The sequence below is a fragment of the Streptomyces tritici genome (assembly GCF_048500665.1).
GTDB classification, from domain to species: Bacteria; Actinomycetota; Actinomycetes; order Streptomycetales; family Streptomycetaceae; genus Streptomyces; species Streptomyces tritici.
Genome location: NZ_CP183183.1, coordinates 3,673,654 through 3,692,101, shown reverse-complemented (window position 1 = coordinate 3,692,101; position 18,448 = coordinate 3,673,654). Strand labels below are relative to the sequence as shown.

Genomic DNA, 18,448 nt, shown 5'->3' with positions numbered 1-18,448 from the left:
AGCGTCGGGTCAGCAGTACAGGTTCGCGCCCGTCGGGACGCCGAGGAGCGTCGTGAACTGGCGGTACTTGCTGACCCGGCTCTCGACCTGCGCCGGGTTCTTCCCGTCGCACTCCAGCGCGCCGTTGATGGAGCGGATCGTCTGGCCGAAGCCCGCGCCGTTGACCATGGCGTTGTGGCCGGTCATCGTGCCGGGGCCGTTCTGGGTGTTCCAGTACCAGAGGCCCGTCTTCCAGGCGACGGCCGCGTCGCGCTCGACGCGGTACGGGTCGTTCAGCAGGTTGATGCCGAGCGCGTCACCCGCCGCCTTGTAGTTGAAGTTCCAGCTCAACTGGATCGGCCCGCGGCCGTAGTACGCGGCCTGGCCGGCCGGGCAGCCGTAGGACTGGCTCCAGTCGCAGTAGTGCGGGTAGTTCGCGGTGTTCTGCTCGACGATGTGGACCAGCCCGCCCGTCTCGTGGCTGACGTTGGCGAGGAAGGCCGCGGCCTCCTGCTTCTTCACGGTGTCGCTGCCGGTGTTCGCGAAGGCGGGGTACGCGGAGAGCGCCGCCTTGAGGCCCGCGTACGTGTAGAAGGAGTTCCGGCTCGGGAACATCTGGTTGAACTGGGCCTCGGAGACCACGAAGCCGGAGGACGGCGGCGGTGTCGTGCCGCCGCCGTCGCCGCAGACGCCCTCGTCGCGCCAGACGTCGGCGGTGCCGGGGCGTTCGTTCTGGGTCCACCACTTCGCGTACCAGTTGTGGCCGTTGTACGAGGCGGTCATGCCGCCGGTGTAGACGCCGGTCGAGTTCCAGGGGGCCGCGCACGCCGCCGCGGCGGCGCCGGTCGCGGTGGCGGCGGGCAGGAGTACGGCGACGGCAACGGCCGTACAGAGGGCGGACATGAGGGTGAGCAGGCGTCGCAGCATGCGCTCCGTCCTTCCGTGTGGGGGAAGGCCAGAGAACCGAGATTGGTCTGTACCTGTCAAGGTCTGGACCAAGGTTGTGACAGTCGGCGTTCCGCGTGCGGTGCGACCCATGACGAAAAGGAGACCGCCGGTCCTCCCGGCGGTCTCCCTCCTCAGGAAACTGGCGTCACATCACGAGCACGATGCGGCCCAGCCGGCCGCCGCCCTCCGCGCGGCGGTGGGCCTCGGCGGCCTCCTCCAGGGGGAGGACGTCGGCCACGCGGGTGGTGAGCCGGCGTTCGGCCAGGCGCTCCAGCATCTCCTTCAGCCGCGCGCCGTCGGGGGCGGTCGAGAACGTGTGGGCCCTGATGTCGCGCTCCGCGACCGGCACGGAGGACTCGTGGCCCGCGATGAAGACGCCGCCGTCCCTGACCACGCGCATCAGCGGGTCGGCCATGCGCGCCGGGTCGAAGACGCCGTGCACGCCCTCCGGCGTGTGCCGCAGCACCTCCGTGACGACGGCCTCCGGCTCGTCGCGGCGGACGACGTGCTCCGCGCCGAGCACCTTCAGTTCGTGCTCGCCGCCCTCGTGGGAGAGCGCGATGACGCGCAGCCCGCGCTCGGCGGCGTGCTGGACGGCGAACCGTCCGACGACACCGCTCGCGCCGGAGATGAAGACCGTCGAGCCCTCCGGCAGCGCCAGGTGCTCCAGGGCCTGGTGCGCGGTCAGGGAGCTGAACGGGAGGGAGGCCGCGTCGACCGCGTCCACCGCGTCGGGGACGGGGGCCACCCAGGCGGGGTCGACGGTGACGACCTCCGCGTACGTGCCCCGGCCGGGCCGCTGGAACCAGGGGACGAAGCCGGCGACGCGCTGGCCCTCGGACAGCCCGGGGGCCGGGTCGAGGAGCCGGCCGACGAAGTCGAAGCCCAGCACGAACGGGAGCCGGAGGTCGGGCATGACGTCGGCGAACGCGCCCGCGCGGATCGCGAGGTCGGCCTTGTTGACCGTGGTGGCCTTGAGCCGGACGCGTACCTCGCCGGGCACCTCGCCGGTCTCCGGCTCGGGGCGGTGGGCCATCCGCAGCACTTCCGGACCGCCGTAGGCGGAGACTTCGACCACGCGCATCGGGGTTCCTCTCGGACGGACTCGGACCGCTCGTACTGATTCCGGCTGATTAGTGCGGAATGTTCCCTCCCGGGCCATTGAACCCAGCGCCCGCACCCCCGGCAACGCGTGTGCGCCGGACGAACGAGGGCCGAACACGGGTCCCGCGGCGACAACAGGAACACCTTCTGGGGCACCGCGGGCGTCTGGCATGCTCTTTCGACGTGGACCCCTTGCATCCCGAAGACCCGCCCGCCATCGGACCGTTCCGCCTGCTCGGCCGGCTCGGCGTGGGCGGCATGGGCCGGGTGTTCCTCGCCCGTTCGGAGGGCGGGCGGACCGTGGCGGTGAAGGTCGTGCACGCCGAGCTGGCGGAGCAGGACGAGTTCCGGCGGCGGTTCGCCCGGGAGGTCGCGGCCCTGGAGCGGGTCGGCGGCACGGGCACCACGCCCGTGCTCGGCTCGGACACCTCGGCACACGCGCCTTGGGTGGCGATCGGGTACGTGCCGGGGCCGTCGCTGCGGACGGTCGTGGCGGACGAGTACGGGCCGCTGCCGCCGGCCTCCGTACGGGCGCTGGGCGCGGGACTCGCGCGGGCGCTCGGCCACGTGCACGCGGCGGGGCTCGTCCACCGGGACCTGAAGCCGTCCAACGTGCTGCTGACGGTCGACGGGCCGCAGATCATCGACTTCGGCATCGCGCGCGCCGTCGACACCATCACGGACGGCGGGCTGACGAGCACCGGCGCGGTCGTCGGCTCGCCGGGGTTCATGTCGCCCGAGCAGGTGCGCGGGGAGAAGCTGACGCCGGCGTCGGACGTGTTCTGCCTCGGTTCGGTGCTGGTGTACGCGGCGACCGGGCGCGCGCCGTTCGGGACCGTGGACAGCGGGGTGCACGCCACGATGTTCCGGATCGCGCACGACGAGCCGGATCTGACCGGGCTTCCGGCGGAGCTGGCGGGCCTCGCGCGGGCCTGTCTGGCCAAGGAGCCGGCGGACCGGCCGACGGCCGTGGAACTGGCCGAGGCGCTGCCCGTCGCCGAGCCGTGGCTCCCGGCGGACGTGCTCGCCGGGCTCGGGCGGCACGCGGCGCGGGTCCTGGAGGCGGAGGCGGCCGCGGCGGCCTCCCCGGCCGCCGAGCCCGCGCCCCCGGAGCCGACGCCGCCTTCGGCGCCCCCGGCCCGCCGCCGGCGCAGGGGCCCGGTCGCGCTGCTGGCCGCGCTGGTGGTGGCCGCGGCGGCCACCGTCACGTACGTGCTCTGGCCCGATCCGGAGACCGGGACCGACGCGCAGAAGAACCTTCCCTCCGGCACGACCGACGGGGTGGCGGCCCGCCCGGCGGGCGTCGTCCCGGCGGCGCTCATCGGCGCCTGGGAGGGCGTGCTGCGGGGCTCGGCGGACGCCCCGTACGAGACCGCGCGGGTCGAGATCACGCAGGGCGCGGTGGGCGCGAAGGCCGCCGTCCACGTGCAGGTCTCCGGGGACCGGCTGTGCATGGGGCGGTCGGTGCTGGTCTCGGCGGACGAGGACAAGGTGGTCCTCGGGGACTCCGACGTGACGACCAGCGTGCCCGCCGGGCGCTGCACGGCGGTGGCGCAGCAGACGCTCACGCTGCGCGGCTCGAACGTGGCGGAATGGACCTCGGGCGCGGTGAAGGCCACCTTCCGCAAGGCCCGGACGGGCCAGGACGTCGTCCCGGCCGCCTTCGTCGGGAACTGGCGGGAGCTGCCGTTCCCGAACCTGCCCGAGGGGGAGACGGTGCCGGGCGCCGACCGCTACGAGCGGCGGCTGATCATCACGCAGGGCCCGGTCGGCGCGCCCCTCGTCCGGTACGAGCAGACGTACCCGCGCACCGACAACGAAGGCAACCTGAGCGACGAGACGTACAGCTGCACCGCCACCGCCGTCCTCGGCGGCACGGCCCCGTACCTGGTGCTGGGGCCGGAGGTGCGCGATCCGGAGGTCTGGGACCCGAAGGACTGCGCGGAGAACGGCTCGGCGACGTTGCACCTCCAGCGGCGCAAGGGCAAGGAGCAGCTGCTCGTCTACGGCATGTCGGCGGACGGCGAGCCGGGGGTCTTCGTCCGCCCGTGATCCGCCGGCGGCCGGCGAGCCGGGGGTCTTCGTCCGCCCGTGATCCCGCCGGTTCGTGACGCAGGCCGACGGGGCGACTGTGATGCAGCTCACGTACACGGCTGTCACAGGACGGTGAGGGCGCTTGTCCTATGGGCGTCACCGGCACGGAGGCCGGTGCCCGACCCAGGGAGACCGAAATGACCAACGCCCACGGCCACCACGTCGTCGTCCTCGGCGGCGGTTACACGGGCATGTTCACCGCGATCCGGCTGGCGCACCGCACCCGCCGCACCGGCGTGCGCATCACCTTGGTCAACCCCTCGGGCCGGTTCGTGGAGCGGCTGCGGATGCACCAGACCGCCGCCGGGCAGGAGCTGCCCGTCCACCGGATCCCCGACCTGCTGGCCGGCACCGGCGTGCAGTTCGTCCAGGGCGCGGCCACCGCCATCGACCCCGAGGCCCGCCGGATCACCCTCGACGGCTCCCTGACCGTCGGGTACGACACCCTCGTCTACGCGCTGGGCAGCGCGACCGACACCGGGAACGTCCCCGGCGCCGACGCGCACGCGTGCACGCTGAACGGCCCGCGGGCCGCCGGCCGGTTCGCCGCGCGGCTCACCGAGCTCGCCGCGACCGGCGGCACGGTCACCGTCTGCGGCGGCGGCCTGACCGGCATCGAGGCCGCCACCGAGGTCGCGGAGGCGCACCCGGGCCTGAACGTGACCCTGGTCAGCACGGAGGAGCCCGGCGCGATGATGGGCCCGAAGGCCCGCGCGTACCTGCACCGCTCGCTCGCCCGCCTCGGCGTCGCGCTGGAGACAGGGGTGCGGGTCGCGAAGGTGCTGCCGGACGGCGTGGAGCTCGCCGACGGGCGGATCCTGCGCTCCGACGCCTGCCTGTGGACCGCCGGCGTGAAGGTGTCGCCGCTGGCCGCCGAGGCGGGGATCGCCACCGACGACCGGGGGCTGGTCCTGACCGACGGCACGCTGCGGTCGGTGTCCCACCCCGAGATCCACGCGGTCGGCGACGCGGCCGCCGTCCGCATGGACTACGGGCTGCTCCACGGCTCCTGCCAGAGCGGGCTGCCGACGGCCCAGTACACCGCCGACACGATCGCGCGGCTGGTGCGCGGCAAGGCCGTCAAGCCGTTCCGCTTCGGCTACTTCCACCAGCCGGTGAGCCTGGGCCGGCGGGACGCCGTCATCCAGTTCACCCGGGCGGACTTCACCCCGATCGACCGGCTGCGCCTGACGGGGCGCGCGGCGGTCCGGTACAAGGAGTTCGTCAGCGGCAGCCCGCTCATGACCTTCCGCTGCAGCAAGCGCATGAACGTCAGCACCGTCGTCTCCCGGGGCGGCCGAGCGGCCGCCGCGCCGAAGCCGGCGGTATGAGGGGCCGGCGGGCCGGCCTCACTCGCCGAGGAAGCGCCGACGAAGCGCGCAGGAGACGCGAAGGAAACGCGAAGGGCCCGCACGGCGGCGCGTGCGGGCCCTCGGTGTGCGCGGGCCGCCCCGGGGAGACGGGATCGGGAGCGCGGGTCTCCTACAGGAAGGAGTTGATCTCGATGGTCTCGTCGCGGCCGGGGCCGACGCCGATGGCGGAGATCGGGGCGCCGGACATCTCCTCCAGCGCCTTCACGTAGCCCTGCGCGTTCTTCGGCAGGTCGGAGAAGGTCTTGGCCTTGGTGATGTCCTCCGACCAGCCCGGCAGCATCTCGTAGATCGGCTTCGCGTGGTGGAAGTCCGTCTGCGAGTACGGCAGCTCCTCGACGCGCTTGCCGTCGATCTCGTACGCGACGCAGACCGGGATCTGCTCCCAGCCGGTGAGCACGTCGAGCTTGGTGAGGAAGAAGTCCGTCAGGCCGTTGACGCGGGTCGCGTAGCGGGCGATGACCGCGTCGAACCAGCCGCAGCGGCGGTCGCGGCCGGTGGTGACGCCCCGCTCGCCGCCGATGCGGCGCAGCGCCTCGCCGTCCTCGTCGAACAGCTCCGTCGGGAACGGGCCGGCGCCGACACGGGTGGTGTACGCCTTCAGGATGCCGATGACGCGGCTGATCTTCGTCGGGCCCACGCCCGCGCCGGTGCAGGCGCCGCCGGCGGTCGGGTTCGAGGAGGTGACGAAGGGGTACGTGCCGTGGTCGACGTCGAGCAGGGTGCCCTGGCCGCCCTCGAAGAGCACGACCTTGCCCTCGTCGATGGCGTTGTTCAGGATCAGGGTGGTGTCGGCGACGAACGGGCGGATCTGGTCCGCGTACTGGAGCATCTCCTCGACGATCCGGCCGGACTCGATCGCGCGGCGGTTGAAGACCTTGGCGAGCAGCTGGTTCTTCTGCTCCAGGGCCGCCTCGACCTTCTGGGTGAGGATCGACTCGTCGTACAGGTCCTGGACCCGGATGCCGACGCGGTTGATCTTGTCCGCGTAGGTCGGGCCGATGCCGCGGCCGGTGGTGCCGATCTTGCGCTTCCCGAGGAACCGTTCCGTCACCTTGTCGAGGGTGACGTTGTACGGGGTGATCAGGTGCGCGTTGCCGCTGATGAGGAGCTTGGACGTGTCGACGCCGCGGTCGTTCAGCCCGCTCAGCTCGGAGAGCAGGACCGCCGGGTCGACGACGACACCGTTGCCGATGACCGGGGTGCACCCCGGCGAGAGGATTCCGGAAGGGAGAAGGTGCAGCGCGTACTTCTGGTCGCCGACGACGACCGTGTGGCCGGCGTTGTTGCCGCCCTGGTAGCGCACCACATAATCGACGGATCCACCGAGGAGATCGGTGGCCTTTCCCTTGCCCTCGTCACCCCACTGAGCACCGAGCAGCACAAGTGCGGGCACAGGCGTACACCCCTTCCGGGCGGGGCATGTCCAAGGTCAGGGGCGTACGCCGCCTCACCGGTGTGCCCCGGAATAGACGAAGCCCCTGGCGCAATAGCGCAAGGGGCTCTTGCACAAAGATGCTACCCGAGGAAGGACCGAGGTGTCGGATACCGACCAGCTGCTGGTCATCGTCGACCCGGTCGCCCGCCGAAGCGACGGCGAGTCCGTGCGGATCGCGAAGGATGTTCTGTCCGCGGCGGCGGAAACGAAAATCTGCCTGCCGGACAGTCCCGAGGAATTCGCCCGGGCCCTGGCCCGGCGGGGCTCGCGCCGCCCCGTGGTGGTCGGTGACGACCGGGCGCTGCTGCGGACCGTGACCCTGCTGCACCGGGAGCGTGCGCTGGCGCACGGGGCGCTGTCGGTGGTCCCGATCGGCGCTCCGGGATCACTCGAACTGGCCAGGGCGCTCGGCGTGCCGCAGAGCGCGGTGGCGGCGGCTCGGGCGGTGGTGGACGGCGTGGCGCGGCGGTGCGACCTGCTGGTGGACGACGGGGACGGGGTGGTGCTCGGGGGCGTGCGGATCGGGACCGCGGCGCCCGTGCCGTCGCCCGCGCCGGCGACGGTCTGGAACACCTGCCGCACGCTGGTCCGGACGCTGGCCCGCGTCCCGGCGCAGGGCGGCCTGCGCACGCACCGGCTCCGGGTGGAGGCGGACGGGGTGCTGCTGCGGGACCTGGACGAGCCGGTGGAGTCGGTGACGGTCCGCTCCCTCGGCGGCGTCGCGGAGGTCGTCCTCCGCCCCCCGCAGGCCCCTCCCCTCCGCACGGAGGCCCGCACCCTCACGATCTCCGGCCCCGACTTCCGCTACCACGCCGACTCCCACACCTCCCCCCCGGTCCGCCGCCGCACCTGGACGGCCCGCGCGGGCGCCTGGAGCCTGACCCTGCCGGGTCAGCCGGAGGCTTCCGCGGCGGACTGAGCGGTGCGGTGGGTGTGCCAGCGGGTGAGCATGGCTTGCAGTTCGTGCTGGATGAACTCGAAGAACTCGGCCGTTTCGGCGACGCGGGCGCCTGCGGGCGTGTCCGGGCCGAGGATCTCGGCGCCGTCGCGCAGGACCTTCTCCCAGCGGGTCAGGATCTGGTCGCGGCGGGTGAAGGTCTCGTACCAGAGCTCGTGGTGCAGGACGTAGCGGTCGCGGCGGGTGCCGGGGTCGCGTTCGCGGCCGACCATGCCGACCTGGGTGAGGTAGCGGATCGCGCCGGAGACCGCCGCGGGGCTGATCCGGAGCTGTTCGGCCAGCTCGGCCGAGGTCAGTGAGCCCGACTCCGAGGCGAGCAGCGCCGCGAAGACGCGGGAGGCCATGCGCTGCATGCCCGCCTCGGTCATCTCGGCGGCGAAGCGCTCGACGAAGCGCGCGACGTCCTCTTGCTGCTTGCTGCTGGTCATGCGGTCATCGTCTCCCTCGCTCACCCTGGCGCCTCGACTTTATACGCTTTCTTAACTTCACAACTTTGTGAAAGTAGCGTACGTTCTGAAGCATGACGAAGGCAATCAGCGTCGCCGGACTGCACAAGTCGTTCGGCCGGACGCACGCGCTGGACGGCCTCGACCTCACCGTCGAGACCGGCGAGGTCCACGGCTTCCTGGGCCCCAACGGGGCCGGGAAGTCCACCACCATCCGGGTCCTGCTCGGGCTCCTGCGCGCCGACTCCGGCGCGGCGCGGCTCCTCGGCCGCGACCCGTGGCAGGACGCCGTCGCACTGCACCGCCGGATCGCCTACGTCCCCGGAGACGTCACCCTGTGGCGCAACCTCTCCGGCGGCGAGGTCATCGACCTCTTCGGCCGACTGCGCGGCGGCCTGGACAAGGCGCGGCGCGCCGCGCTGATCGAACGGTTCGAGCTCGACCCCACGAAGAAGGGGCGGACGTACTCCAAGGGCAACCGGCAGAAGGTCGCCCTGGTCGCCGCCTTCGCCTCCGACGTCGACCTGCTGATCCTCGACGAACCCACCAGCGGGCTCGACCCGCTGATGGAGGGCGTCTTCCAGGAGTGCGTCGCGGAGGCGCGGGAGCGCGGGGCGACCGTCCTGCTGTCGTCCCACATCCTCAGCGAGGTCGAGACCCTCTGCGACCGGGTCAGCATCATCCGCAAGGGCCGCACGGTGGAGAGCGGTTCGCTCGCGGACCTGCGCCACCTCACCCGTACGAGCGTCAGCGCGGAGCTGGCCGGCGCGCCGAACGGGCTCGCGCACCTGCCCGGCGTGCACGGCCTGGACGTCCAGGGCCGGCGCGTCCGGCTCCAGGTCGACACCGACAAGCTGGACGCGGTGCTCCGGTCGCTGACCGAGTCCGGGGTGCGCTCGCTGACCAGCACCCCGCCCACCCTGGAGGAGCTGTTCCTCCGTCACTACGCTGACGACGAGGCGATGGCGCGATGAGCACGCTCACGGTTCCCCTGGCCGGGACCTTCGGCCTCGCGCGGCTCGCGCTGCGGCGCGACCGGCTGATGATGCCGCTGTGGGTGCTGGTCGTCGGCGGGATCGTGGCCGGCGGGGTCGGCTCCCTGGAGAGCCTGTACGGCACCGAGGCGACACGGGAGCAGCTCGCGGCCTCGATGAACGCCAACAGCTCGCTCCGGTCCCTGTACGGGCCGGTGTTCTCGGACTCGCTCGGCGGGCTCGCCGCCTGGCGGTTCGGGGTCCTCGCGGCGACGCTCGCGGCGGTGATGAGCCTGCTCGTCGTCGTCCGGCACACCCGCGAGGAGGAGGAGACGGGCCGTCAGGAACTGCTCTCCGCCGGGGCAGTGGGGCGGCGCGCCCCGCTGACGGCGGCGCTGCTGGCGGCGCTGCTCGCCAACACGGCCGTCGCGCTGATCGTGACCGCCGGCCTCGCCCGCCTGGGCGCGGGCGGGGCGCTCGCCCTGGGGCTCGCGGTGGGCGGCACCGGCATGCTGTTCGCCGCCACGGCCGCGATCGTCGCCCAGCTCACCGAGAGCGCGCGGCTCGCGAAGGGCCTCACGGGCGCGGTGCTGGGCCTGGCCTTCGTGCTGCGGGCGGCGGGGGACGCGGGGACGGCCGGGGGTTCGTCGGCGCTGACCTGGCTGTCGCCGGTCGGGTGGGCGGAGCACGTCCGGGCGTACGGCGGCGAGCGCTGGTGGGTGCTGCTGCTGATCGCCGGGGCCGTGCTCGCGCAGACCGGGCTCGCGTACGTGCTGACCGGGCGGCGTGACGTCGGCATGAGCTTCCTCCCGGCCCGCCCCGGCCCGGCGGAGGGACGGCTCGCCACCGCCGGCGGGCTCGCGTGGCGGCTCCAGCGGGGCGGTCTGCTGGGCTGGTCGCTCGGGTTCCTGGTGGTGGGGCTGGTCTTCGGCGGGATGGTCGAGGGCGCGGCGGACATCGTCGGGGACAACGCGCAGGCGCAGCAGATCTTCGAGCGGATGGGCGGACAGAGCGCCCTCACGGACGCCTTCCTCGCCACGATGGTGGGCCTGTTCGGGATGATGGCCGGCCTGTTCGTGGTCGGCTCGGTGCTGCGGCTGCACAGCGAGGAGACCTCGGGGCGCGCCGAACCGCTGCTCGCCAACGCCCTCGGCCGGCTGCGCTGGGCCTCCGGACACCTGGCCGTCGCCTTCGGCGGCGCGGTGCTGATCATGGCCCTGGCGGCGGTGGGGCTCTCCGCCTCGTACGGCCGGGACTTCGCCGGCATCCTCGGCGCGGCGCTGGCCCAGCTCCCGGCGGTCTGGGTCCTCGGCGGCCTGGCGGTCCTGCTCTGGGGCGCGTACCCGAAGGCCGCGCCGGCGGCCTGGGGCGCGGCGGGCCTGACGCTGCTCCTCGGCTGGATCGGCCCGGCCCTGAACCTCCCGCAGGCGGTGCTGGACCTCTCCCCCTTCAGCCACCTCCCGAAGCTCCCGGGCCCGGACATGTCCTGGACGCCGCTGGCCGTCCTGACGGGCCTCGCGACGGCCCTGACCACGGCCGGCCTGTGGCGCCTCCGCCGCCGGGACGTGGCCTGCTGAGGCCGCGGCCCACGGGATGGCCGGTGCTCGTGACGCGCACCGGCCATCAGGCGCATCGCGCAGTCCGTCAGACCTCCACCAGCAGCTTCTCCACGCCTCTGATCACGTAGCCGTCCTTCCGGCGGGGTTCCTCGGTCAGGTGGAGGGTGGGGGCCTGGTGGAGGAGTTCGGTGAAGAGGGCCGTCAGTTCGAGGCGGGCCAGGGGGGCGCCGAGGCAGTAGTGGATGCCGGCGCCGAAGGTGATGTGGGGATTCTCGGCGCGGGAGAGGTCCAGGACGTCGGCCGTGGGGCCGAAGCGGGCGGGGTCGCGGTTCGCGGAGCCGAAGAGGAGGGCCACCTCGGAGCCGCGGGGGATCACCTGGCCGCCGACCTCGATGTCGTCGAGAACCCAGCGCTCGAACATCTGCAGCGGGGTGTCGTAGCGGAGGAGTTCCTCCACGGCGGTGGACAGCAGTCCGTCCGGGTCGGCGCGCAGGGCCGCCAGCCGGTCCGGGTGCCGCAGCAGCGTCCACCAGCCGTTCACGGTGGTGTTGACGGTCGCCTCGTGGCCCGCGTTCAACAGGAGCACGCAGGTGGAGATCATCTCCTGTTCCGTCAGGCGTTCGCCTTCGTCGTGCGCCTCGATCAGCGCCGAGATCAGGTCCTCGCCGGGGTCGGTGCGGCGGCGGGCGATCAGTTCGCGGAGGTAGTCGGAGAACTCCAGCGACGCCCGCACCGCCCGGCGCGCCGTCTCCTCCGTCGGGTTCAGCTCGAACATCCCGCAGATGTCCGCCGACCACGGCCGCAGCCGGGCCCGTTCCTCGTCGTCCTCCGGGATGCCGAGCAGCTCCGCGATCACCGCCACCGGCAGCGGCTCCGCCACGTCCGCGAGCAGGTCGCCGCCGCCGCGCGCCACGAGTCCGCCGACCAGGTCCGCGGCCAGCCGGCGCACCGTCGGCGCCAGGTTCTCCACCGTCCGCGGGGTGAACGCCTTCGACACCAGCCGGCGGATCCGGGTGTGGTCCGCGCCCTCCAGGTCCAGCAGCCCGTGGTCGTTCAGCGTGTGGAACGGCTCGTGCGCGGCGGGCGGGGCCGTGCGGCCGAACTCCTCGTGGGTGAAGCGGTGCCGGTACGTACGGCCCAGGCGCCGGTCCCGCAGCAGCGCCGAGACGTCCGCGTGGTGCGGGATCAGCCACTGCCGCGTCGGCGCGTACCAGTGCGCCCGCCCGCGCGCCCGCAGCTCCGCGTACGCGGGGTACGGGTCGGCGACGAAGTCCGGGGAGTACGGGGCGAAAAGCTGCTCGACGGAAGACTGCGCGGTGTCCATGACCGGACGTTACCCGCCGACCCGCGCCGGACGTCACCCGCCGACCTGCACCAGCCGCGCCTCGTAGGCGAAGACCGCCGCCTGCGTGCGGTCCCGCAGGCCCAGCTTCACCAGGATCCGGCTCACATGCGTCTTGATCGTCGACTCGGCCACCACCAGCCGGTCGGCGATCTCCGCGTTCGACAGGCCCTGCGCGATCAGCACCAGCACCTCCGTCTCGCGCTCCGTCAGCTCCCCGAACTGGGCCAGCGCCGGCATCCGCGGAGTCTCCGCCGCCTTCGCGAACTCGGTGATCAGCCGCTTCGTCACGGTCGGCGCGAGCAGCGCCTCCCCCGCCGCGACCACCCGCACGCCCTCGGCGAGCTGCCGCGCCGAGGCGTCCTTGAGCAGGAAGCCCGAGGCCCCGGCGCGCAGCGCCTGGTACACGTACTCGTCGAGGTCGAAGGTGGTCAGGACCAGCACCTTCGCGTCCGGGTCGGCGGCGACGATCTCGCGGGTCGCCTCGATGCCGTTCAGCTCGGGCATGCGGATGTCCATGAGGACCACGTCCGGGCGGAGCACCGCCGCCTGCGCGACGGCCTCGCGGCCGTCGACCGCCTCGCCGACGACCTCGATGTCCGGCATGGCGCCGAGCAGCACGGAGAAGCCCTCGCGGACCATCATCTGGTCGTCGACGATCAGCACCCTGATCACTGCCCCTCCCCCTCCTCGCGCGGCACGGGGATGAACGCGGTGACCTCGTAGCCGCCGTCGGCGGTCGGACCGGCGTGCATCTCGCCGCCCAGCATCGCCACCCGCTCCCGCATGCCGGTGATCCCGTGCCCCGCGCCCGGCGAGGGCGCGGTGGACGGCGCGGCCGGGCGGCCGTTGACCACGCGCAGCCCGAGGCCGCCGAGGACGTGGCTGATCTCGACCTTCGCGGGCGCGTCCTTGGCGTGCCGGAGGGCGTTGCTCAGGGCCTCCTGCACGATCCGGTACGCGGACAGCTCGACGCCCTGCGGGAGTTCCCGTACAGCGCCGGTCACCGTGGTCTCGACGGCGAGCCCGGCCTCGCGGACGTTGCGGATCAGGGCGTCGAGGTCGGCGAGCGTCGGCTGCGGGGCCTCGGGGGCCTCGTAGTCCTCCGCGCGGACGACGCCAAGGACGCGGCGCAGCTCGGTCAGGGCCGCCACGGCGTTCTCCCGGATCGTGGCGAAGGCCTGCTCCAGCTCGGGCGGCGGGTTCTCGACGCGGTACGGGGCTGCCTCCGCCTGGATGGCGACCACGGACATGTGGTGGGCGACGACGTCGTGCAGCTCGCGGGCGATCGTGGTGCGCTCCTCCAGCAGGGTCCGCTTCGACCGCTCCACCGCGGTCACGGTCTGCTGCGCGGTGACCTCGGCCACGGCCTGACGGCGCACGTGCACGACGGTGACGGCGAGCAGCGAGAGCGCCGCGAGGAACAGCAGCGGGACGGAGACGCCGGCCCCGCCGATGCCGAGGAACCCCTCGGCGAACACCGCGTACCCGGCGGTCACCGCCCACATCCAGGCGCCGGTGCGGGGCCCGGTGCGGGCCGCGACGACGGTCAGCACGACCAGGTGCGCGGCGAAGACGTTCGGCGGCCAGGGCCCGTCGCCCAGCGAGGCGACGACCGCGAAGACCGGGGCCAGGAGGAGCGAGGCCCAGAACGCGAGCACCGGCCGGACGAGCGTGAGCAGCACGGCCGCGGCCGGCAGGCCGGCGAACAGCAGCCCGAACAGGCCACCGCCGCCGGTCGTGGCCATCCCGAGCAGGAACACCAGGAAGGCGCAGCCGCCGACGACGGCGTGCGGGAAGTGGCCGGTGTACGCGCGTATGCGCTCCGGAAGGTGGCGGGTGGGGGCCCGGTCCACGTCCATCCGCCGCAGCGGCCGGTACGCGAACGCGTCCTCGAACAGATCCTGGCGCAGCCCCCGGAGCGCGCCCATCACCAGGCGCGCTTCGGGACTGCGGCTCTTGCCCTGCGGCATGTGCGTCGTCTCGGTCACGCCAGCCAAGGTACGGCCGGCGGGGGGCCCGGGGCGTCCGGCGCAGTACGGATCCCGCGGTGTCCGTCGCAGGTACTACGCGGGCCGGGCGCCCCCTAGTAGCCGGCCGGGCGGACGAGGCCCGTCTCGTAGGCGAAGACGGCGGCCTGGGTGCGGTCGCGCAGGCCGAGTTTCACCAGGATGCGGCCCACGTGCGTCTTCACGGTCTGCTCGGCGACGACCAGCTCGCCGGCGATCTCCGCGTTCGACATGCCCTGCGCGATCAGCGAGAGCACCTCCGTCTCGCGCTCGGTGAGCTCGCCCACCCGCCGCATCAGCGGCCGGCGGGGCGCCTCGCCGCTGAGCCGGGAGAACTCGGCGATGAGCCGCCGGGTGATCCCGGGGGACAGCAGCGCGTCCCCGGCCGCGACGATCCGGACCGCCTCCGCCAGCTCGTCCGCGGAGGCGTCCTTGAGCAGGAAGCCGGACGCGCCGGCGCGCAGCGCCTCGTACACGTACTCGTCCAGGTCGAAGGTGGTCAGCACCAGGACCCGGATGTCCGGATGCGCGGCGGTGATGCGGCGCGTCGCCTCGATGCCGCCGAGCTCCGGCATCCGGATGTCCATGAGGACCACGTCCGGCAGCGTCGCGGCGACCCGCGCGACCGCGTCGAGGCCGTCCACCGCCTGGCCGACGACCTCCAGGTCCGGTTCGGCGTTCAGCAGCACGGTGAAGCCCTGCCGCACCATCATCTGGTCGTCGGCGATCAGTATCCGGATCGTCATGCGTCCCCCTCCGTCGGCGTCATGCGTCCCCCTCCGTCGGCAGGAACGCCGACACCTCGAAACCGCCGTCGGGCGTCGGCCCGGCGGCCAGGTCGCCGCCCAGCATGGCGGTCCGCTCCCGCATCCCGAGCAGCCCGTGCCCCGCGCCGGGGCCCGCCGGACGGGCCCGGCGGCCCGCCCGCGGCGCCGAGTTGACGACCCGGACGCGCAACCCCGGTGCGGTGTACGCGAGTTCCACGCGGGTCGCCGCGCCGGGGGCGTGCCGGAGAACATTACTCAGGGCCTCCTGGACGATCCGGTACGCCGACAGCTCCACGCCGGGCGTGGACGCCCGCTGCTCGCCGACGATCCGGCAGGTCACGTCCAGGCCGGCCGCGCGGGCGTTGTCGAGCAGCGCGTCGAGCCGGCCGAGGGTCGGCAGCGGGGCGTGCGGCGCGGCCTCGCCGCCCTGCTCCTCCGCGCGCAGCACCCCCAGCACGCGGCGCAGTTCGGTCAGCGCGTCGAGCGCGTTCTGCCGGATGCCCGCCAGGTTCTCCCGCAGCTCCTCCGGCGGGTCGGGCACGAGGTGCGGGGCGACCTGCGCCTGGATGGATATCACCGACATGTGGTGGGCGACGACGTCGTGCAGCTCGCGCGCGATGCGGCTGCGCTCCTCCAGGAGTGTGCGCCGGGCGCGTTCCTCCGCCGTCAGCACCTCCTGCGCGACGAGCCGGGCGCCGGCCTCCCGCCGGCCGCGCAGCGACACGCCGACGACGACCACGACCACGAACACCAGGGACGCCGGGGCCGTCGTCGGCACGTGCGGGTGGTCCCCCGTCGCCGCTTCGAGCAGCGGGCCGAGGAGCAGGCTGAGCAGCAGCGCCTCGGCGGCGACGCGGACGCGGACCCGGAGCGCGAGGAGCAGCAGGACGAGCGCGTGCGCCAGCATGCCGCCGACCTGCCACGGCCAGGGCCCGTCCCTGAGCCACGGCCAGATCGCGTAGAAGACCGTCTCGTCCACGCCGTACGACTTGGCCGTCACGGCGGTCACCAGCGCGAGCGTCAGCGCCAGCCAGAACGCGTTCAGCGGACGGCGCAGCGCGAGCAGCACGCAGCCGGCCTGGGCGAGGGCCAGGACCGCCGCCACCGCGGCGCTCACCCCGAGCCGGGAGGTCAACTCCTTGAACTCGTACGTGGCGAGAGCGGCCGCGAGCAGCACGACGAGGCCGTGCGGCAGCCACCGCACCCAGCGCACGGCCCACGGTCCGCGCGGCCCGCCGAACGGGGGCAGCGGGTCGGGCCCGGTCGCGCCGAGGTCGGCGCGCAGGGCCCGTCCGATCCTGGCGGCGCTGGTCACGGCGTCCACCTTAGGCATGCGACGCCTCCCTCCTCCGGGGGACGGCGGCCGGAGCCGTCCGCCCCGCGCCGCGCTCCCCCGTCTCGTACGTCCGGAACGCCGTCCAGCACACCGCCAGCGCGAGCGCGAACACCGGCAGCCAGGCGAGCCGCGCGAGGATCCAGTCGGGGCCGTCCGGCGCGGTGTGCAGCCCGGCGAGCGGCCGGCCGGCCAGCAGCCCGGCGGCGGTGACCGCCATCAACGCCGTCTGGTGCCAGAGGAACACCGTCATCGCGGACAGGTTGAGCAGCGCGATCGCCGCCCAGACCGCCGGCCGGCGCATCGCCCGGCGCAGCGGCCCGAGCAGCATCAGGGCCAGGCCGCACTGGGCGAGGCCGAAGGCGACGGCCGCGAGGGTCGGCGGGTTGAGGTTCGACACGGGGGCGCCCGGTACGCCGACCATCGAGGCCGGGTACCCCGCCCAGGCGACCAGCGCGGCCGTCGCGGCGCCGCCGGCGATCAGCAGGGTCCGGCCCGCGCGGGGGCCCAGTCCGCCGCGCGCCCACAGGGCGCCGAGCGTGTACGGGACGAGCCAGCCCGCCGCGACGTTCAGCCAGCCGAGCTCCTGCGGTCCGCCGAAGCCGAAGCGGATCAGGTCCACGTGCGCGACGACCGCCAGCGGCCACAGCGGGTGCAGCCGCGCGACCAGGGGCGTCGCGGCGGTCAGCGCGGCGAACACCAGCAGGAACCACAGCGGGGACAGGACGAGTTTCCCCAGGGTGTGGACGGTCCGGAGCTCCGCCCCGGAGACCAGGAGCAGGCCCGCGGCCACCGTCCACAGGACCAGCACCGCGGGCACCGGCCGGAACAGCCGCGCGGTGCGGGCCGCCAGCCAGGTCCGGTACGCGGTGCCGCGGGCCTGCGCGGCGAGGTGGCTCTTCACGGCGACGTGTCCGCCGACCAGGAAGAACACCGCCAGGGTCTGGAAGACCCAGGAGACCGGGACGAGTTCGGGCCGGTGCCGGAGCGGGCTCGCGGTCCGCAGGGTGCCGGTGTCGGCGACGAGGGCGGTGACCAGCCAGTGGCCGAGGACGACGCCGAGGATCGCCAGCGCGCGCAGCGCGTCGACCGCGCGGTCCCGGTCCGGCGGGGTCGACGCCTCGACGCGGCGGACGAGGGCGCGGACGCTCATGCCGCCTCCACCAGCGCGGCGATGGCGCGCAGCCCGGCGCCGCCGGGCTCCAGATAGTCGCCGTGGCCGCCGTCGCCCACGGCGAACCGGCGTGCCCCGAAGGCCGGTTCGGCCGGGTCGGGGCCGAGGCCGAGCGTGGTCCCGAACAGCTCGACCCGCGCGTGCGGCAGCCGCGCCACCCAGTCGCCGGAGGCCCGCCCGGCCCACACCCGGGCGCCGGTCCCGAGCTGCGCGGCGGTGTCGGCGCCGGTGCCGGGGCTGCCGTACAGGACGAGGTCGGTGACGTCGAGGCCGCGCGCGGCGCGCCCGCAGACCACCGCGCCGTACGAGTGGCAGAGCGCCGCGACCGGCGCGTCCGCGTTGAACGCGCGCAACAGGCCCACGAAGGCGCGGAGTCCGGGCGCGGCTTCCTCGGCGCGGCCGGGGGTGAGCACCTCGGGGCCGGCGGTGTCGGGGGTGTCGTAGCCGAGCCAGGTCACCACGGCCGCGTCCGGGCCGAGCCGCGCGCTCAGCGCCGCCGCCCCGCGCCGGAAGCGGCCGCCGTACGTGTCGAGGCGGACGTCGGAGCCGGGGACGAGCACCGCGATCCGCCGGGCCCGCTCCAGGTCTCCGAAGACCTCGGCGATCCGGCCCCGGCCGCGTCCGTCGAAGGCGAGCAGCCGGCCGCCGGCGAGTGCGCGCAGGTTCGTGGCGCGGCGCCGGTCGCCGTGGGCGGCGGCGAGCCGGGCGGCCTCGGCGAGGGCGGTCCGGTTCGCGGCGTACCGCTCGGCGGGCCGGTCGGCCGCCGTGAACGCGAGCGCGGCGGGCGCGGGGACGGCCGCGCGGGTCGCCGCCCCGGACAGCGGCACGGCGACGGCGGCGACGAGGAGGGAGGCGAGCAGCGTGCGTCGGAGCCGGTGCGTCTTCATGGTGCCGACGCTAGGAAGGACCCTTCGTCGCGGGCGTCACACCAGGGGGGACACTCGCCGGGTAGT

16 protein-coding genes are annotated in these 18,448 nt (G+C 74.1%); 5 read left to right on the top strand and 11 right to left on the bottom strand.

Annotated features, from left to right (window positions below; translation table 11 throughout):
* Nucleotides 1–9 precede the first annotated feature (9 nt).
* Both ACNJ93_RS17135 and ACNJ93_RS17130 read right to left on the bottom strand, forming a co-directional pair.
* Entirely contained in the window at nucleotides 10–906 is an 897-nt protein-coding gene (locus ACNJ93_RS17135) for a glycoside hydrolase family 19 protein (RefSeq protein ID WP_418958273.1), read from the bottom strand.
* A 166-nt stretch (nucleotides 907–1,072) separates the two neighbouring features.
* Nucleotides 1,073–2,011: an NADP-dependent oxidoreductase gene (locus ACNJ93_RS17130; protein WP_418958272.1), complete on the bottom strand. Its 939-nt coding sequence runs from the start codon at nucleotides 2,009–2,011 to the stop codon at nucleotides 1,073–1,075.
* 203 nt (nucleotides 2,012–2,214) lie between these two features.
* Here ACNJ93_RS17130 and ACNJ93_RS17125 point away from each other — a divergent pair, with 203 nt between their 5' ends.
* A complete protein-coding gene (locus ACNJ93_RS17125) occupies nucleotides 2,215–4,083 on the top strand; it encodes a protein kinase domain-containing protein (protein ID WP_418958271.1) in 1,869 nt (622 codons plus the stop codon).
* A gap of 179 nt (nucleotides 4,084–4,262) precedes the next feature.
* The gene (locus ACNJ93_RS17120) at nucleotides 4,263–5,456 is read left to right on the top strand and encodes an NAD(P)/FAD-dependent oxidoreductase (RefSeq protein ID WP_418958270.1); all 1,194 of its coding nucleotides are present in this window, start codon (nucleotides 4,263–4,265) and stop codon (nucleotides 5,454–5,456) included.
* Nucleotides 5,457–5,607: 151 nt separating this feature from the next.
* Here the strand turns inward: ACNJ93_RS17120 and ACNJ93_RS17115 are convergent, their stop codons facing one another.
* Nucleotides 5,608–6,891 (bottom strand): adenylosuccinate synthase, encoded by a 1,284-nt coding sequence (locus ACNJ93_RS17115; protein ID WP_418958269.1) that lies wholly within the window; start codon nucleotides 6,889–6,891, stop codon nucleotides 5,608–5,610.
* Between the two features lie 142 nt (nucleotides 6,892–7,033).
* Between ACNJ93_RS17115 and ACNJ93_RS17110 the strand changes: the two genes are divergently transcribed.
* A complete protein-coding gene (locus ACNJ93_RS17110; RefSeq protein ID WP_418958268.1) occupies nucleotides 7,034–7,852 on the top strand; it encodes a diacylglycerol kinase in 819 nt (272 codons plus the stop codon).
* On the opposite strand, the gene ACNJ93_RS17105 is transcribed toward ACNJ93_RS17110, so the two are convergent.
* Complete coding sequence (locus ACNJ93_RS17105; RefSeq protein ID WP_418958267.1) at nucleotides 7,825–8,319, bottom strand: GbsR/MarR family transcriptional regulator; 495 nt, start codon at nucleotides 8,317–8,319, stop codon at nucleotides 7,825–7,827. The genes ACNJ93_RS17110 and ACNJ93_RS17105 overlap by 28 nt on opposite strands.
* Nucleotides 8,320–8,411: 92 nt before the next feature.
* Here ACNJ93_RS17105 and ACNJ93_RS17100 point away from each other — a divergent pair, with 92 nt between their 5' ends.
* Both ACNJ93_RS17100 and ACNJ93_RS17095 read left to right on the top strand, forming a co-directional pair.
* Nucleotides 8,412–9,311: an ATP-binding cassette domain-containing protein gene (locus ACNJ93_RS17100; protein ID WP_418958266.1), complete on the top strand. Its 900-nt coding sequence runs from the start codon at nucleotides 8,412–8,414 to the stop codon at nucleotides 9,309–9,311.
* Nucleotides 9,308–10,888 (top strand): ABC transporter permease, encoded by a 1,581-nt coding sequence (locus tag ACNJ93_RS17095; protein ID WP_418958265.1) that lies wholly within the window; start codon nucleotides 9,308–9,310, stop codon nucleotides 10,886–10,888. Before ACNJ93_RS17100 ends, ACNJ93_RS17095 begins: the two co-directional genes overlap by 4 nt.
* A gap of 67 nt (nucleotides 10,889–10,955) precedes the next feature.
* Here the strand turns inward: ACNJ93_RS17095 and ACNJ93_RS17090 are convergent, their stop codons facing one another.
* The 7 genes from ACNJ93_RS17090 to ACNJ93_RS17060 all read right to left on the bottom strand — a co-directional run bounded on the left by ACNJ93_RS17090 (nucleotide 10,956) and on the right by ACNJ93_RS17060 (nucleotide 18,382).
* A complete protein-coding gene (locus ACNJ93_RS17090; protein WP_418958264.1) occupies nucleotides 10,956–12,194 on the bottom strand; it encodes a cytochrome P450 in 1,239 nt (412 codons plus the stop codon).
* A 33-nt stretch (nucleotides 12,195–12,227) separates the two neighbouring features.
* Nucleotides 12,228–12,887 (bottom strand): response regulator, encoded by a 660-nt coding sequence (locus ACNJ93_RS17085; RefSeq protein ID WP_418958263.1) that lies wholly within the window; start codon nucleotides 12,885–12,887, stop codon nucleotides 12,228–12,230.
* Complete coding sequence (locus ACNJ93_RS17080; RefSeq protein WP_418958262.1) at nucleotides 12,884–14,212, bottom strand: sensor histidine kinase; 1,329 nt, start codon at nucleotides 14,210–14,212, stop codon at nucleotides 12,884–12,886. Before ACNJ93_RS17080 ends, ACNJ93_RS17085 begins: the two co-directional genes overlap by 4 nt.
* An 86-nt stretch (nucleotides 14,213–14,298) precedes the next feature.
* Entirely contained in the window at nucleotides 14,299–14,967 is a 669-nt protein-coding gene (locus tag ACNJ93_RS17075) for a response regulator (protein WP_418958261.1), read from the bottom strand.
* Between the two features lie 19 nt (nucleotides 14,968–14,986).
* Nucleotides 14,987–16,321 carry a sensor histidine kinase gene (locus ACNJ93_RS17070; protein ID WP_418958260.1) on the bottom strand — a complete coding sequence of 445 codons (1,335 nt, stop codon included), beginning with the start codon at nucleotides 16,319–16,321 and terminating at the stop codon, nucleotides 14,987–14,989.
* Entirely contained in the window at nucleotides 16,314–17,474 is a 1,161-nt protein-coding gene (locus ACNJ93_RS17065; protein WP_418958259.1) for an acyltransferase family protein, read from the bottom strand. Before ACNJ93_RS17065 ends, ACNJ93_RS17070 begins: the two co-directional genes overlap by 8 nt.
* The gene (locus tag ACNJ93_RS17060; RefSeq protein ID WP_418958258.1) at nucleotides 17,471–18,382 is read right to left on the bottom strand and encodes an alpha/beta hydrolase; all 912 of its coding nucleotides are present in this window, start codon (nucleotides 18,380–18,382) and stop codon (nucleotides 17,471–17,473) included. The genes ACNJ93_RS17065 and ACNJ93_RS17060 overlap by 4 nt, the downstream gene beginning before the upstream one ends.
* Nucleotides 18,383–18,448: the final 66 nt, after the last annotated feature.

What these genes read in the sequence shown, in the direction of transcription:
- ACNJ93_RS17070 (WP_418958260.1), bottom strand. Translation starts at nt 16,321, where the DNA reads ATGCCTAAGGTGGACGCCGTGACCAGCGCCGCCAGGATCGGACGGGCC.
- ACNJ93_RS17105 (WP_418958267.1), bottom strand. Translation starts at nt 8,319, where the DNA reads ATGACCAGCAGCAAGCAGCAAGAGGACGTCGCGCGCTTCGTCGAGCGC.
- ACNJ93_RS17135 (WP_418958273.1), bottom strand. Translation starts at nt 906, where the DNA reads ATGCTGCGACGCCTGCTCACCCTCATGTCCGCCCTCTGTACGGCCGTT.
- ACNJ93_RS17130 (WP_418958272.1), bottom strand. Translation starts at nt 2,011, where the DNA reads ATGCGCGTGGTCGAAGTCTCCGCCTACGGCGGTCCGGAAGTGCTGCGG.
- ACNJ93_RS17060 (WP_418958258.1), bottom strand. Translation starts at nt 18,382, where the DNA reads ATGAAGACGCACCGGCTCCGACGCACGCTGCTCGCCTCCCTCCTCGTC.
- ACNJ93_RS17100 (WP_418958266.1), top strand. Translation starts at nt 8,412, where the DNA reads ATGACGAAGGCAATCAGCGTCGCCGGACTGCACAAGTCGTTCGGCCGG.
- ACNJ93_RS17095 (WP_418958265.1), top strand. Translation starts at nt 9,308, where the DNA reads ATGAGCACGCTCACGGTTCCCCTGGCCGGGACCTTCGGCCTCGCGCGG.
- ACNJ93_RS17090 (WP_418958264.1), bottom strand. Translation starts at nt 12,194, where the DNA reads ATGGACACCGCGCAGTCTTCCGTCGAGCAGCTTTTCGCCCCGTACTCC.
- ACNJ93_RS17120 (WP_418958270.1), top strand. Translation starts at nt 4,263, where the DNA reads ATGACCAACGCCCACGGCCACCACGTCGTCGTCCTCGGCGGCGGTTAC.
- ACNJ93_RS17075 (WP_418958261.1), bottom strand. Translation starts at nt 14,967, where the DNA reads ATGACGATCCGGATACTGATCGCCGACGACCAGATGATGGTGCGGCAG.
- ACNJ93_RS17065 (WP_418958259.1), bottom strand. Translation starts at nt 17,474, where the DNA reads ATGAGCGTCCGCGCCCTCGTCCGCCGCGTCGAGGCGTCGACCCCGCCG.